This window comes from Agarivorans sp. Z349TD_8 (genome assembly GCF_050870825.2).
GTDB lineage: Bacteria > Pseudomonadota > Gammaproteobacteria > Enterobacterales > Celerinatantimonadaceae > Agarivorans.
In genome coordinates this window covers 3,157,014-3,171,923 of sequence record NZ_CP194037.2, presented here as the reverse complement: position 1 = coordinate 3,171,923, position 14,910 = coordinate 3,157,014, and the positions used below count along the sequence as shown (strand labels likewise).

The window sequence follows — 14,910 nt, the reverse complement described above, 5'->3', positions numbered from 1 at the left end:
GCGTGACAGACTATGCCACAGTGGTTTTGGCAACTATGTGTTTTTCTGCTCTGTAGTGGCTTAGGCTTCGCTCAGGCAGGGCAATTAACGCCGCAGCAGCAAGCCTATAAAGACGTGCGGCAATTGCAACGCGCAGCGAAGTGGACACAAGCAGAGCAATCTTTAAATCAACTTAAAGACTACCCCTTGTTTGATTACCTACGTTATTACCAGCTACGAGGACAGATCCGCACTGTTAGTCGCGCCGAAGTAGAACAATTTATCGGCGCGAATTCATTGTCTTATTTAAGTAATGCGATGCAGCGTCGTTTTATGTTAGAGCTTGCCAGAAGGGGAGAATGGCAAAGTTATTTAGAATTTTACCCTCAGTTGCCGAATAGCATCGACTTACAATGTCATTATTATTATGCCTTATACAAAACCGGAGATGCTCCTCAAGCATGGCAAGGTGCCAAAAAACTGTGGTTGCACGGTCGTTCTAGACCGAAGGCCTGTGACGTTTTATTCACCCATTGGCAAAAAGCGGTTAAAATCAGCGATCAATTACGTTGGCAACGGATGCTGTTGGCTTTTCAAGCGCGGCAGATTAGTTTATTAAAATATCTCGGTAAATCTCAGTCCAAAATACATCAACCAGAGGTGAAGTTATTGGTGAAAGCCTATACTCAGCCAGCTGTTGTTTTGAGCTCCGGACAACTTAAAATTAGTCAATCGAGGTCTCATCAGCAAATTGCCTTATTAGCAATAAAAAGGTTGGCGAGGCGTGATTTGGCTGCAGCGGTGGGGTATTTGACGCGTTGGGCGAAGCCCTTAAGTCAGTCAAATCAGTTGTATTTAAACTGTGAGCGAAGTTTGGTCCGCAAGGTGATTGGTCAGCCAACTCCGGTTTTGCTGAAGTGGGCCGACCGCCAGCTTCGTTTACATCCTGATAGCCATAGTATTGAGCAGCGGGTTCGTTTAGCGATTGCGCAGCAACAGTGGGCGCAGATTAGTCTATGGTTAGCGCGATTACCTGAAGCGACTCAGCGGCAGGAGCGTTGGCGTTACTGGCAGGCTCGCTCGATGCTTGCTTTGGGACAAACCGAGCTTGCTATGGCCAGCTTCGATAAACTTTCCGTAGAACGAAGTTACCATGGTTTTCTTGCTGCTCAATATTTAAAGAAGCCATTTCAACTCCAAGAGCAGCAACATCGTATGAGCGCTGCTGAACTTAAGCAAATCGACCAGCATCCAGTGGTGCTCAAAGTCAAAGAGCTATTGGCCCTAGAAGAGTATTATTCGGCGCGTTCCGAATGGGATCATTTATTAAGGCGCTCCAAGTTATCGCGCCAGTTAGATTTAGGGGCTCTGGCCCTTAGTCATAACTGGCAAGACATGGCGGTACAGGCGTCAATCATTGCAAAGCAATGGGATCAACTGCAAATGCGTTTTCCTTTGAGTTTTGCTCAAGAGTTTGAGTATTTTGCGAATAAGCGCCAAGTAGAAGCTAGTTTATTGTACGCCTTAGCGCGTCAAGAAAGTGCGATGTATCCTTTGGCACAAAGTTCGGTTGGCGCACGTGGCTTGATGCAGTTAATGCCAGCGACTGCGAAACACACCGCGAAAAAAATTGGTTTTAAGTATCGTTCACGAAGTCAACTATTTGAACCGGAAGATAATATTCGTTTGGGGAGTGCCTATTTAGACAGTTTACTTGACCGTTATCAAGGCAATCGTATCTTGGCTGCCGCTGCTTATAATGCTGGCCCGACACGGGTTAGTCGTTGGCTTGCCAAGTCAGGCAAGGTACCTGCCGATGTATGGATAGAGTCGATTCCGTTTAAAGAAACACGCCATTACGTACAGAGCGTATTGGCGTATCAAGTCGTATATCAATATCGGCGTAAGCAACCGCTTCAATCTTTACTTACTCCACAGGAGTTAAGTTACTCCTATGGTGTGCCTAAGGGCTAAGGCGGTCCGCTTTCCAGCCCTTGGCGTCGCAACTATAACGGAAGCGGTCATGCAGACGATCGGCTTTACCTTGCCAAAACTCAATTGTATCGGGAATGACTCGGTAGCCACCCCAAAACTCAGGCAGTGGCACCTCTTTATCTGCAAACTCTTGTTTGCAATTGCTGACTTGTTTTTCAAGAATACTACGGTTTGCGATGACTTGGCTTTGGTGGCTGGCCCAAGCACCAATTTGGCTGCCTCGTCCGCGGCTATGGAAGTAGTGCTCGGACTGTTGTTGACTGACTCTTTCAACACGCCCTTCAATGCGAACTTGGCGTTGTAAAATATTCCAATGAAAGGTTAAACAAGCGAGAGGATGAAGCTCTAACTCCTGTCCTTTTCTACTCGAATAATTGGTGTAAAAAACAAAGCCCTCTGCGTCAAATTCTTTTAACAATACGACTCTAGCCGAAGGACGACCATCAGCGCCTACCGACGAAACTGTCATTGACTCAGGCAGTACAATTCCTGATTTTTTGGCTTGTTTAAACCATTCCCCAAATAGCTCTATGGGATCTTCTTTGCCAGTCGGCTCAGGAAGCGAGACCAACACTCCTTGACCCAAGGTTAAGGCACAACGTAACTTACTAATAAATGACATAATTAACTTACTTAATTAGTTGATGCAACAAGTAAAAAAACTCATTGCATGAAGCAGCAACGGATATCTAAATTTAAACTATAGTTTACACTCTGTGGCGCGGTTTCACTATCAAGTTTTGCTCTGTCTTGGTATAGTTTTACCCAGATCGTTTTTCAAGTTTAATTCTGCTTTGCAGACGATAAGAGGGTAAGTAATTTGGCCACAATTAAAGATGTTTCTCAGTTGGCAAATGTGTCGATATCAACCGTATCTCGCGTGATTAACGATACTGCTCAGGTAGCACCAGAGAAACGAGAGGCCGTTCTCCGAGCGATGGAAGAGCTTCATTATCGCCCAAATAGTTTTGCCCAAGCCTTGGTTAGCAAACGTTCCGACTGTATTGGTTTAGTGGTGGGTGATCTCGGTGGTGGCCCGTTCTTTGTGCAGATGATGAAGGGTATAGAAGAAATTGTTGATATGGCCGGTAAATATACCATTGTTATGTCGGGCCATCATAGTGCAGAGAAAGAGCGTCATGCGATCGATATATTATTACAGCGTCAGTGTGATGCAGTTATTGTTCATTCGATGGCATTAAGTAATGAGGAGTTAAGAGAAATTGCGGATTGTAAGACCCCGTTTATTTTTATTAACCGTTTAGTTCCGGGCTTCGAGAATCGTTGTGTGTACTTGGACAATAGTGAGGGGACGTATAAGTCGACTCGCCATTTACAAGAAAAAGGCCATAAAGATATTGCCTTTATTACTACCGATGATCTGTCATTCACCGATGGCGTTGAGCGTTTATCAGGTTATCGTCAAGCGATGGAACAAATATCCGCACCTATTGATGAGCAGCTGATTGCTCGAGCTTACCCCGATGAAGTTGGGGGGAGCCAGGCAGTAAGTCAATTATTAGAGCGAGGAATGAGTTTTACTGCCATCGTGGGGTATAACGACTCGATGGTTGCTGGAGCCGTATCGGCTTTACGTGATAAAGGCTTCGATATTCCCGGGCAAATCTCTGTTGTGGGTTATGATGATAATCACTATGCGCGTTTTGTTCATCCTAAGCTCACCACCGTTCGTTATCCTATTGAGGATATGGGCAAGCGTGCCGCTCAGTTAGCTATCGATATTTTGGAAAAGAAAGGCAAGGAAATTGAGCCTAATATTATCGGGCTTAAATTTATTCCAGAGTTGATTGTGCGTGATTCCGTAATCAATAAACTGTGATCTAAATCAAACATTCTAAGCAAGGGCTGTTCTTAGCCCTTTTTTTATTTTGCTATGAAAGGCTTTTCTGGTATCGTTTTCACATCGGATGCAATTGTTAGCCGCATTTGAAGATTGAGTTTGAGATGACTTAATTGAAACTTTCCCGCTGTATAGAATTGATTGATTTAACTAGCATTTCTAGCTATCTACAATTCTAAGAACTTGCTGTTACGACCTAAATTTTTGGGTCGTTTTTTTTTGCCTTCGTTTTACGGTTGGCGAATACAACTCAAGATCACTTTTATGACAGCGAAGACGCAAGTTTACTCCGTGGCCATTTTAATGAAATCTTCGGCCTAAGTGTTTTTGCTTTAGAATTAGCATAAACGCACTCAATCATCCCCCTTGTCTAACATGATTTGAATCGCTATCGATTGTTCAGATATTGTGCTCGGTTGATAGAATAGCAACTCTATTCATTATCGATTGATTTACGCTGGTTAAAATGAATGTTAGTTTTGTTGTTTATTTTCTATTTTTAATAAAGTATTCCAGCAATCAACGGCTTGCTCTCATCTATTTCCCCTCGGTCTAAATAGATCCCCCATTCGCGAATGGGGTGTAATTGCCGCTAAACTTAAAAGGACAGTGAGTGATCAAACGAATTAGTATAGTGGGCTGCGGTTGGTTGGGTTTACCTTTAGCGCAGTTTTTGTTGGCCGAAGGCTATCGGGTATTGGGGTCTCGGCGTAAGCTCGAAGAGCTGGAATCACTTGGCCATCTAGGCATAGAAGCATATCAGTTGGATTTAGCGCCGCAGTTACAGTCAAATAATATTGCAGCGTTGCTTGCTTGTGACTTGCTCATTATAAATATTCCTCCAGGGCGTAAAACAAATACCGCAGACTACCATATCGCCCAAATCACCGCGTTACTTGATGCCGCTACAGAGCATGGCGTTAAAAAGATCCTCTTTATCTCGTCTACTTCGGTTTATGGGCCTCAACAGGGAATCATAGATGAATACACGGCTCGTCATCCGACCACCAGTTCTGGTATTGCCTTAAGCCATATTGAAGATAAGTTATTTGCTAGTCGCGCTTATCAAGCGAGTGTACTGCGTTTTTCTGGCTTACTGGGCGGACAGCGTAAACCTGGACGATTTTTATCGGGGAAAACTGTGAGTGGCGCAAAGAGTCCGGTGAATGTGATCCATCGTCAGGACTGTATCGCGTTGATTGGTGCTTTAATTCAGCGGGATATTTGGGGCGAGCAGTTCAATGCCTGTAGTGATTTACATCCAACTAAACAAGAGTTTTATGAGCTAGCGGCTGAGCAGTTGGGACTGGTTGCGCCCACGTTTACCGCCGGTGAAGTCAGTAATAAGCGGATCGACAATCATAGAATTAAGGCTGTATTGAATTATCAATTTAGCTACCCCGATCCGATGCAATGGTTAATCGAACATCAACAAGAGGCTGAGTCATGAGTGATTTTAGAAGTGATACTGTCACCCGTCCTACGCAAGCAATGCGTTTATTAATGAGTCAAGCGGAAGTGGGGGATGACGTATATGGTGATGATCCTACGGTCAATCGTTTGCAGGATTATGCTGCCGAGAGAATGGGAACCGAAGCCGCCTTGTTCTGTAGTTCGGGGACTCAAGCCAACCTGTTAGCCATTATGGCGCACTGCCAGCGAGGGGATGAGTATATTTGTGGTCAGAGTGCACATAATTATAGATATGAAGCTGGTGGTGCCGCAGTACTTGGGAGTGTGCAGCCACAGCCAATAGAAAATAGTGCTGATGGAAGCCTGTGTCTCAACAAGGTTCAGGCGGCAATTAAAGAAGATGATTTTCACTTTGCCCAAACTCGCCTGTTATCTTTGGAAAATACCATTGGCGGGCGGGTATTACCGATGGATTATTTGGCTAGCTTACCTTCCTTCGTGGCAGAGCATCAGCTGGCACTGCACCTGGATGGTGCTCGATTGTTTAATGCCGTGGTTCAAAGCGGTGTCGATGAACGTCTGCTGGTAGCGCCTTTCGACAGTTTTACCATTTGTTTATCGAAGGGTTTGGGAGCGCCGATTGGTTCGTTACTGCTTGGCGATAAACGCTTAATCGAGCGCGCCAAGCGATTGCGAAAAATGTTAGGGGGTGGCATGCGTCAAGCGGGCATTATTGCAGCCGCTGGCCAATACGCTTTGGAGCATCATGTCGCTCGTTTAGCCGAAGATCACGCTAATGCACAATTGTTGGCGGAACAACTGGCGCAAATTGAGGAATTAGAATGTGACGCACACTCGGTGCAAACCAATGTGGTTTATGCGCGTTGTCGTCACCAACAATCCTTTGCCTTAGCAGAGTATTTAGCCGAACGGGGGATATTTGTTACCGCCGGAACGCCGATCCGTTTCTTGACCCATCTTGATGTGAATCAACAAGATATAAAACAACTCATTGGCGCGATTAAAGCCTTTTACGCTGAATCAGCGGCTGTGATAAGCAACAATACCGCTAGGCCAATGAATTAATTAAGGAAGTCATCATGAAAATAGAAATGCTCAGTACCGGCGATGAAGTTCTCCAAGGTGATATCGCGGATACTAACGCTGCATGGTGTGGTCAAGAGCTGAATGATATCGGTTTGAGTTTTAGCCGTCGGCAAACGGTAGCGGATAAGCTTGAAGATATCGTCGACGCCCTCCATCAGGCGGCCCTGCGCAGTGATTGGGTATTGGTGAATGGGGGATTGGGACCGACTTCTGACGATTTAAGTGCCGAGGCTGCAGCGCAACTGATCGGTAAGCCCTTACAGTTAAATCAGCACTGGTTAAGTCAGTTGCAAGAGTGGTATCAACTACAAAACATAGCGATGCCAGAAAGTAATGTTAAACAAGCGATGTTGCCCGAAGGGGCGGAATTAGTCGATAACCCCATTGGGACCGCCTGTGGTTTTATCGTACAACATGCTGGTGCTCAGTTGCTGTTTACACCTGGCGTGCCGAGTGAATTCAAAAAAATGGTCAAGCAACAGTGGTTTCCGCGTTTACAAGCTGCGGTGCCAGAATCGAATGGTGAAGTGAAGCGTTTTTATACTTTCGGTTTATCAGAGTCTTCATTGAGTGACCGTTTTGATCCCCTAGAGTTACCGCCCGGGGCGCGTTTAGGCTACCGTTCATCACGACCGAGTATTGAGGTGAAGCTGTTTTATCCTCGCCAAGACGCTGAATTTGAGCGCTTGAGTCAATTATTGCGAGCACAACTTGCAGCACATATTTTTACTGAAGATCAAGGCAATTGGGCCTTGCATCTTCAGCAATTGATGGTTGCAGCGGGGAAAAAGTTAGTTTTAGCTGAATCTTGCACTGGTGGCATGTTAGCTGCCGAGCTAGTGGCTGTAGCGGGGAGTTCAGCTTACTTAGATCGTGGCTTTGTGACCTATAGCAATCTAGCGAAGCAACAAAGCATTGGGGTTCCCGAGGCACTACTTGAACAATATGGCGCGGTGTCCATGGAAACCAGTCAAGCGATGGCTTTCGGTGCGCTCGCCAATAGTGCCGCCAATATTGCCTTATCAATTACTGGGATCGCGGGTCCGGATGGTGGTAGTGAGCAAAAACCGGTCGGTACCGTTTGTTTTAGCCTTGCGGAGGGCGACCGTTGTATTAGCCAGCAACTATTGCTGAGTAATCGGAGTCGCTCGGTGGTGCGGGTGATGGCGACTGCGGTTGCGATGGACATGTTGCGCCGTTACCTCACTGATTTACCAGTGTTCGGGGAATATCAGCACATCAAGCGGATCGCCAGTAAAAATTAAGCCTCGTGAAATTTTTTTACCGCAAGCGAGGTCTGATAGAAAAAGGAGATGCTATGTGGTTTAAAATGAAGCGTGATTGGGAAGAAGCAGAGTCGGCGGTGACGCCCGAGTCTTTATTTAAACAGCGCCGTAATATTATGAAAGGTTTAGGTTTTATTGGCGCTGGTGCGGCCTTGCCTACGAGTGTAGCAGGCGCATCTTGGTTTAGTGCTGACGACCCCGAGCCAGTGGCATTGGTTCGTCGAGCATTGAACAAAATTGACATTCCACCGATCCATCAAGATGTGCTAACCCCTGAGTCGACTGCCACTAGCCATAATAATTTTTATGAGTTTGGTACTGGTAAAAATGATCCGGCGAAGAATAGCCGCAGCTTTAATCCTTCGCCATGGACGATTAAAATTACCGGAGAGGTAGAGCAAGAACTCACGCTTGATTTAGATAAATTGATGGCAAAAATGGCTTTAGAACAACGGATTTACCGCTTACGTTGTGTCGAAGCTTGGTCGATGGTCATCCCTTGGGTGGGGTTTTCGTTGGCCGATCTGCTGAAAATGGTGAAGCCCTTGTCGTCGGCTCGTTATGTTGCCTTTGAAACGCTTTATGATCCGGAGCAAATGCCGGGACAGAAAAATTCGTTTACAGGCGGGGGGATCCGTTATCCCTACGTTGAAGGTTTGCGGATTGACGAAGCGACGAATCCACTCACGTTTATGGCTGTAGGTATGTACGGCAAAACCCTACCCGCACAAAATGGTGCGCCATTACGTTTGGTTGTGCCATGGAAATACGGTTTTAAGAGTATTAAGTCGATTGTTAAAATCCATTTACTTGAGGCTCAACCACCAACCACTTGGAATCGGCTTGCACCTCATGAGTATGGCTTTTATGCCAACGTGAATCCGCTGGCCGACCATCCGCGCTGGAGTCAAGCATCAGAACGGCGGATTGATTCAACGGGCTTGTTAGGGCGTAAACGAATAAAAACAGAAATGTTTAATGGTTATAGTGAGCAGGTCGCTCATCTTTATCAAGGCATGGACTTAAATAAGTATTTTTAGTGAGAGACGCGTGAGTAAAAAAATTAATCAGTATTTAGCTAAGCATCAATGGCAAGTGCGGGTGCTATTACATTTATTGTTGTTAAGCCCACTGCTTTATTGTTTTTTAGCGCTTAGTGATGGCTGGTGGGGGGGCGATCCGGTCAAACCCCTGATCCACTATTTGGCTAATGTAGCGCTGAATATACTCCTGATTACGCTGTGTTTAGCCCCCTTTGCTCGGCGTTTTCGTTTACCCGTGTTGTTTGCTTTTAGGCGTTTAGTGGGCCTATATGTATTCTTTTATTCGCTGTTACACATGCTCGCTTATTTGGTGTTTGACTTAGGCTTAGATTGGGCCTTGTTTGGACAAGAAGTATTGGAACGGCCCTATATATGGTTTGGTATGTTTGCCTTTATATTATTGTTGGCTCAAAGCCTGACCTCATTTAAGCGCATACAACAAAAACTGGGCCGAGTCTGGTTGCAACTTCACGGATTTATCTATTCCGTTACATTGGCGATAATCATTCATTTTTGGTGGTCTTTGAAGTCTGGATGGATTGAGCCCATTATATACTTAGGTTTGACCTTTGTTTTGTTGTCTATGCGCAGGGTTCCCTTACGACGATGGATAAAAAGCTTTACGCCTCAGAATTAAACCCCCATAAATGAAAGTTGTTTTTACCCTCATCTTTGACTTGATACATGGCTTGGTCGGCGCGATGTAGGGTTTGTTCAAATTGTTCATCGTGGCGGTGAAAGCGACACATTCCAATACTGATGGTCACCGCGACCGAGATCTGTTGGTAGCCAATGGCTGGTGTAAAAGCGTCGAGTAAACGCTTAGATAATTGTTTCAGTTGGTTCACTTCACTGAAGGGGATCAATAGGGCAAATTCATCGCCTCCAATTCGTCCACATTGCCCTTGTTCTGGGCAATGTTGTTGGATCCGTTCGGCGCAGCATTTTAAGATCCGGTCACCGACAGTATGCCCATAGCGGTCATTAACCGGTTTAAACTTATCTAAATCAATGAACATCAAAGTGCCGCCTTCAGCTCCGATGTTTTGACAATATTGTTCGAATTGATTTCGAAAGGCATGCCGATTGAGAAGTCCGGTTAAGGGATCATGATGGGCCAGTTTGGCTAAGCGTTGGTGAGCGATTCGTTGTTGAGTAATATCGCTGTGTGTCCCCAGAACACGCAGGGGGTGGCCATTTTCATCATAGTCTTGAATGGTTCCTCGATCTTTCACCCAGCGAATTGAACCGTCTTTATGCAGCATTTTATACTCGACATCGTATTCGTCTGTTTCGCCAGCGATCAAGGCTTCAAAAGCCTTGATCGCAAAATCTTTATCATCGGGATGTAGGTTGGATTGCCAATTTTTATAGTAGGCTTTTTGCTCATTGGCGGAAAGACCACAAATTTTACCGTATTCGGAGTTATACAGACTGAGCCGCCCACTGGGAATGTGTTGTTCCCAAAGCACTAAGCCACTATCGTTCAATACAATATTAAGTAAATTGATGTTCTCGTTGAGTTGCTCACGCAATTGCTGGTTTTGCCGACGTAATTCGACAATTTTCGGGTCACTATCATCCATAGTTAGTGTTTTATTAATTTGTAAACCATTTGTGCTTATTTTATCAACACCTTGTACATTATAGCTATCGCTTATTTATTCGCTGAATAATTTAGTGAGGGAAATGGCTTAGCATGGCCGTTCCCCTCACTAAATATGTTGAGTAAAAAACTCACTTTTTTGCAGGCTTACCAGCTTCCGGTATTGCCCATCGAAGCCCAAGGTTCTTGCGCAGCTAGCGATTCACCTTGTTGTAGTAACTCCACTGAAATACCATCGGGAGATACGACAAAGGCCATGTGACCGTCACGAGGTGGACGATTGATGATGACGCCAGCTTTTTGTAATTTGTCGCATAGCGCATAGATATTTTCTACCGATACGGCAATGTGTCCGAAATTACGTCCGCCGGTGTAGGTTTCTGATTGGCCATTTTCATCAGGCCAGTTATAAGTGAGTTCCAAACATGGGGAATCTTCGGTTTTGACTCGTTCAATATCTTCATCACAACTGAGATAGATTAAACTGAATCTGCCTTGGTCACTCTCATAACGGCGGACTTCGCTCATGCCCAATAAATTGCAGTAAAAATTCATGGATTGATCGAGATCTTTTACTCTTACCATGGTGTGTAGAAACTTCATTTATTCTTCCTATTATTAATGACTACAAATTAAATAAATCTAAACTAGCGTAACATTACGCTTGGGTAATACATAAGTCTGTTTGTGGAATACAACTACAGCTCAGGATGTAGCCTTGTTGCTTCTCTTCATCGTTTAAACCACTGTCTTCGAGGATGCTGACTTCACCACTTTCTAGTTTGACTTTACAGGCACCACAAAATCCACCGCGGCAGGAATAGTTCAAATTTAGCCCGGCCTGTTCCGCTTGTTCTAAGATACTTTGTTGATTATTACCTTGAACGTGACTATCCCAACTATCAAACAGAATATTAATGCTCTTACTCTCCACCGAGTCGCTGATCTGGTGGCCAAAGCTTTCAGAAAAATAATCGTCGGGATGCACCCCTAAGGCGAGCAACTGCTGTTTTGCGCTGTCCATAAAGCCCTGTGGACCACAGACAAATACCGAGCGTAGTTCTAAATCTTCAATATCGAGTAACATCCCGCGATTGAGTCTGCCCTGATAGCCTTGCCAAGTGCTTTGAGCGGATTGGCTTAAACTATAACGAATACTGCAGTGTGGCATTTGTTGAGCGAGCACTTCTAGTTCGGCTCGAGCGATCAGATCTTGTTCGCTATGTGCACTGTGTAGAAACACCACATCTAGCTGGCTGTTGATGTCACTCAGGTAGCGCAGCATCGACAGCATCGGGGTGATGCCGCTGCCAGCTGACAGCAGTAATAATTTGTTGCTTGGGCTGGCGGGTAAATGAAAGTCGCCCGCAGGGGCTAAGGCTTTGAGTTGCATACCTGGCTTCAAGTTGTCATGTAACCAATTTGATGCCAGTCCGTTGGAAACCCGCTTAACGGTTATTGCTAAGCTTAAGGGGCGACTAGGAGAACTCGACAGCGTATAATTTCGGTGTACTGGGCTGCCGTCTATCTCCAGCTCAATGCCTATATATTGGCCTGCTTGATAATGGCAGATGTTGCCCTCTGGAGCCTCCAAAATGAAAGTTTTTACATCATGAGTTTCTTCGCGTATTGCAATACACTTGAGTAAGCGGCTTTGTCCCGCTTGCCAATTTGTAGTCACTGTTGGGCTGGATTGTGTTTTTTTGATTTGCTCGGGATAATGTTCTGGCGTCTTGGTTTCTAGTACTTCTATGGTGTCATACAGACTGATCTTACCATGATTGAGTGCCACCACATTTTGTCCGAAATAAACGTTTCCATCGTTACCCTTACGATACTTAGCGAGTGTTGATAGTGGTTCTTTTTGCGGATGAAACTCTCCACGGGCTTGATCGAGGGTTGTAAAAATACAGCGCGAACAAGGGTTTTGCACCTCAAATTCTACTTCTCCAATACGAAAACGTTTCCAGCCATCTTCGGCAAATGCAGCAGTGTTTGTGACTACTAGGTTGGGTCTAAATTGAGCCATATTGTGTTGCGTTGGGCTGCGTGAATTGAGATCTTCTAATGAGGCTTCAGACACTAACAATAGGGGATAGGCGTCGGCGAACGCGACCTGACTATCCCGCTTTTTGACCATACGCTGAGATTGTTCCCCAAAAAATACTAGGTGGCAGTTTTCCCCTAAATATTGGCTAAACCAATGATCGTAATCGTTATGGCAATGTTGTGCTTGAACCGTATCCTGCCAAAGCTTTACTGGAATATAATGATCTGAAAAATCGGTGTATTTAATGTTTACCCCTGCCATGTTAGGGGCTTCCAGATATAAGCCTTCAGGCCGTAAAACACTGTGGATTTGCGCTAACTTGGGGTGAGTTCTGGCGGTTAGTTGTTTGCCATCGGGTAAGCAAACCACAAAACGTCGGTCGAATGCTAGGCCATGTTCTTCTACGTAAGCGTGATTTAAATCAATCCCTAAGGTTGATTTTATGGGGTAAATGCTTAACTGGCTGATCTGCGCTTGACTCACAATAATGCCTTATTATTCTTTGCTCATAATTTTAATCTTACTTAAGGTGGTGCATCGAGGCTAGCTCAAATTACCCTGATGAGCGATTTCTTATGAGGAAAGGCTTGTATTTGGTAAACGCATAACTATACTGTTTTTATATACAGTTGTTGTGGCGTATTTGCTTACTTATGACTTTAATGAATCGTAAAATCATTCATGTGGATATGGATTGTTTCTATGCTGCGGTGGAAATGCGTGAGCAACCCGAATTCGCGAACCTTCCTTTAGCCGTAGGTGGCTTGAGTAGCGGTCGAGGCGTATTAACAACCTGTAATTATCTGGCCCGTCAATATGGTATTCGCTCTGCAATGCCAACCCATAGAGCGCTACAACTGTGTCCCCAATTGGTTTTAGTGCCGCCGCGGCTGAGTTTGTACCGAGAGGTCAGCCAGCAAGTACAGGCTATTTTTGCCACTTATACTCAAGTGATCGAACCTTTATCCCTCGATGAAGCTTATCTTGATGTGAGTGCGTGTGAGACTTGTCATGGTTCGGCGACTCTAATTGCTGAGCAAATCCGCCAAGATATCTATAACTGCACCGGATTAACCGCTTCGGCTGGTGTAGCGCCGGTCAAATTTTTGGCAAAAATCGCGTCCGACCTAAATAAGCCTAACGGACTATATGTGATTAAACCCGAGCAGGTTTCGGCATTTATTGAAACACTCGCCCTAGAGAAAATATCGGGTGTTGGTAAGGTGAGTATTGAAAAGCTGCATCACCATGGCTTATATACTGGCGGAGATATTCGTCGTGCCAAACGCGATAAACTGCAGACTTTGTTTGGTAAGTTTGGTGAGATGTTATGGTTGCGTTGTCAAGGGATCGATGAGCGAGCCGTAAGTAATGACCGTAAACGTAAGTCGGTGGCGGTAGAACGAACTTTTGCCCAAGATGAGCGAGATAAAAGCTTAGTCGTTGAGCGTTTACTGGCTTTGTTACCTGAGTTACGGCGGCGTAGCGAGCAACATTTACGACAGGCCAAGATGAATAAGTTAGGGGTAAAAGTAAAATTCGCCGATTTTCAGCAAACTACCAAGGAGCAGCAGTGCCAACAGATTGATGAATCAACCTTAGTGGAGCTGTTTCATCAAGCCTTTGCGCGCGGTAAGGGCAAAGCGGTGCGTTTAGTTGGCTTACATATTGGTTTAGCTTACGAGCAGCAAACAGAGTCGGCACAGTTGAGCTTGCCTTTTAGTGATTAAGTGGATTCCTCAGCACTTAGCCTGTCAGTGCTTACATCTGGTTGTGGACCGAACCGACAGATTGCTCTAATGCCTCATCGTTTGTTGGCTGCTGTATCGAGTTACCACACTATTCCGCCCTAGTTCAATAAGCATTTGGTGTAGGATTTGAATTTCGCGCATCCTGACTGCCTCCGTGTAGGCTTAGATAGAATTTGTTTTGACGAAATTAATTAGATTAAACAACGAGTGTGCGTCTACTGTATTGAATTTACTAGAAATTATGAGGGGTTCGCTGGAATGCAGCGTTAACTTACAAAGCCTTCAAAGGCAATCAAATTTTATAAATTCTAGGAATTTTTTCTGTCTTACCATCCTCTTATATCCACTAATAATTATGTAAAGAAAATATATGATAAGCCCTCGTATGAACGAAAATATAAAATGGTCAAAAACTCCATTTTCTGGTGTTGAATTTTTTTGGTTATCAGAGAAAACTGAAAATGGTAGAACGGCAATACTCAAATTTGAAGCTCATGCAGAGCTGCCGTTGCACAATCATCCTGGCTGGGAACAAATATATGTTCTTGAAGGCCGTTTACAAATCAACTCAGAAATTTATGCCGCAAATGATTTTGTTCTTATTAGCGCGAGTACAGATCATTCGGTATTGGCTTTAGAGCCGAGCATATATATTACTATTTCACAAATGGAAGGCGTAAAAGTTCTTGAGTAACAGCCAGTTAAAAGAATTATTGAGACATTTATGGACACCCCGTGTTTTGCAACTCCTGATTGAAGATCGGTTCGCTGACATATATCCGGAGATCGGAGCAAATAACTCAAATAACCAAATAACTA

Annotated in this window: 13 protein-coding genes; 9 read left to right on the top strand and 4 right to left on the bottom strand. The window is 44.7% G+C overall.

The annotated features are described in order from the left end of the window. Positions 1–12 precede the first annotated feature (12 nt). Positions 13–1,953: a transglycosylase SLT domain-containing protein gene (locus tag ACRRS1_RS14240; RefSeq protein ID WP_432463546.1), complete on the top strand. Its 1,941-nt coding sequence runs from the start codon at positions 13–15 to the stop codon at positions 1,951–1,953. Here the strand turns inward: ACRRS1_RS14240 and pdxH are convergent. Beyond that, a complete protein-coding gene (gene pdxH, locus ACRRS1_RS14235) occupies positions 1,943–2,596 on the bottom strand; it encodes a pyridoxamine 5'-phosphate oxidase (protein ID WP_432467516.1) in 654 nt (217 codons plus the stop codon). The two genes, ACRRS1_RS14240 and pdxH, sit on opposite strands and share 11 nt — an antisense overlap. A gap of 198 nt (positions 2,597–2,794) precedes the next feature. On the opposite strand from pdxH, the gene ACRRS1_RS14230 reads away from it, so the two are divergent. From ACRRS1_RS14230 to ACRRS1_RS14205, 6 genes are all read left to right on the top strand, one after another. After that, complete coding sequence (locus ACRRS1_RS14230; RefSeq protein WP_432452517.1) at positions 2,795–3,814, top strand: LacI family DNA-binding transcriptional regulator; 1,020 nt, start codon at positions 2,795–2,797, stop codon at positions 3,812–3,814. A gap of 634 nt (positions 3,815–4,448) precedes the next feature. Continuing rightward, positions 4,449–5,285, top strand: coding sequence for an SDR family oxidoreductase (locus tag ACRRS1_RS14225; protein WP_432467519.1), 837 nt, complete (start codon positions 4,449–4,451; stop codon positions 5,283–5,285). Beyond that, entirely contained in the window at positions 5,282–6,334 is a 1,053-nt protein-coding gene (gene ltaE / locus ACRRS1_RS14220) for a low-specificity L-threonine aldolase (protein WP_432452519.1), read from the top strand. The genes ACRRS1_RS14225 and ltaE overlap by 4 nt, the downstream gene beginning before the upstream one ends. Before the next feature lie 14 nt (positions 6,335–6,348). After that, positions 6,349–7,620, top strand: coding sequence for a CinA family nicotinamide mononucleotide deamidase-related protein (locus ACRRS1_RS14215; protein WP_432467521.1), 1,272 nt, complete (start codon positions 6,349–6,351; stop codon positions 7,618–7,620). Between the two features lie 53 nt (positions 7,621–7,673). Then, positions 7,674–8,681, top strand: a complete 1,008-nt coding sequence (msrP, locus tag ACRRS1_RS14210) for a protein-methionine-sulfoxide reductase catalytic subunit MsrP (protein ID WP_432467523.1) — start codon at positions 7,674–7,676, stop codon at positions 8,679–8,681. A 10-nt stretch (positions 8,682–8,691) separates the two neighbouring features. Beyond that, positions 8,692–9,321: a protein-methionine-sulfoxide reductase heme-binding subunit MsrQ gene (locus ACRRS1_RS14205; protein ID WP_432467525.1), complete on the top strand. Its 630-nt coding sequence runs from the start codon at positions 8,692–8,694 to the stop codon at positions 9,319–9,321. Here the strand turns inward: ACRRS1_RS14205 and ACRRS1_RS14200 are convergent. From ACRRS1_RS14200 to ACRRS1_RS14190, 3 genes are all read right to left on the bottom strand, one after another. After that, on the bottom strand, positions 9,305–10,270 hold the full coding sequence (locus ACRRS1_RS14200; RefSeq protein ID WP_432467527.1) for a sensor domain-containing diguanylate cyclase: 966 nt from the start codon (positions 10,268–10,270) through the stop codon (positions 9,305–9,307). The genes ACRRS1_RS14205 and ACRRS1_RS14200 overlap by 17 nt on opposite strands. Before the next feature lie 167 nt (positions 10,271–10,437). Next, positions 10,438–10,893, bottom strand: a complete 456-nt coding sequence (gene gloA, locus ACRRS1_RS14195) for a lactoylglutathione lyase (RefSeq protein ID WP_432459693.1) — start codon at positions 10,891–10,893, stop codon at positions 10,438–10,440. Positions 10,894–10,948: 55 nt separating this feature from the next. Beyond that, positions 10,949–12,823 carry an MOSC N-terminal beta barrel domain-containing protein gene (locus tag ACRRS1_RS14190; protein ID WP_432467529.1) on the bottom strand — a complete coding sequence of 625 codons (1,875 nt, stop codon included), beginning with the start codon at positions 12,821–12,823 and terminating at the stop codon, positions 10,949–10,951. Between the two features lie 179 nt (positions 12,824–13,002). Here ACRRS1_RS14190 and dinB point away from each other — a divergent pair, with 179 nt between their 5' ends. Both dinB and ACRRS1_RS14180 read left to right on the top strand, forming a co-directional pair. Continuing rightward, positions 13,003–14,070, top strand: coding sequence for a DNA polymerase IV (gene dinB, locus ACRRS1_RS14185; RefSeq protein WP_432467531.1), 1,068 nt, complete (start codon positions 13,003–13,005; stop codon positions 14,068–14,070). 391 nt (positions 14,071–14,461) lie between these two features. Next, positions 14,462–14,785 (top strand): cupin domain-containing protein, encoded by a 324-nt coding sequence (locus ACRRS1_RS14180; protein WP_432459690.1) that lies wholly within the window; start codon positions 14,462–14,464, stop codon positions 14,783–14,785. Positions 14,786–14,910 lie beyond the last annotated feature (125 nt).

Bases quoted from the DNA above. Each gene is read 5' to 3' on its own strand.
- ACRRS1_RS14240 (WP_432463546.1), top strand. From the start codon at position 13: ATGCCACAGTGGTTTTGGCAACTATGTGTTTTTCTGCTCTGTAGTGGC.
- pdxH (WP_432467516.1), bottom strand. From the start codon at position 2,596: ATGTCATTTATTAGTAAGTTACGTTGTGCCTTAACCTTGGGTCAAGGA.
- ltaE (WP_432452519.1), top strand. From the start codon at position 5,282: ATGAGTGATTTTAGAAGTGATACTGTCACCCGTCCTACGCAAGCAATG.
- ACRRS1_RS14215 (WP_432467521.1), top strand. From the start codon at position 6,349: ATGAAAATAGAAATGCTCAGTACCGGCGATGAAGTTCTCCAAGGTGAT.
- msrP (WP_432467523.1), top strand. From the start codon at position 7,674: ATGTGGTTTAAAATGAAGCGTGATTGGGAAGAAGCAGAGTCGGCGGTG.
- ACRRS1_RS14200 (WP_432467527.1), bottom strand. From the start codon at position 10,270: ATGGATGATAGTGACCCGAAAATTGTCGAATTACGTCGGCAAAACCAG.
- gloA (WP_432459693.1), bottom strand. From the start codon at position 10,893: ATGAAGTTTCTACACACCATGGTAAGAGTAAAAGATCTCGATCAATCC.
- dinB (WP_432467531.1), top strand. From the start codon at position 13,003: ATGAATCGTAAAATCATTCATGTGGATATGGATTGTTTCTATGCTGCG.
- ACRRS1_RS14180 (WP_432459690.1), top strand. From the start codon at position 14,462: ATGATAAGCCCTCGTATGAACGAAAATATAAAATGGTCAAAAACTCCA.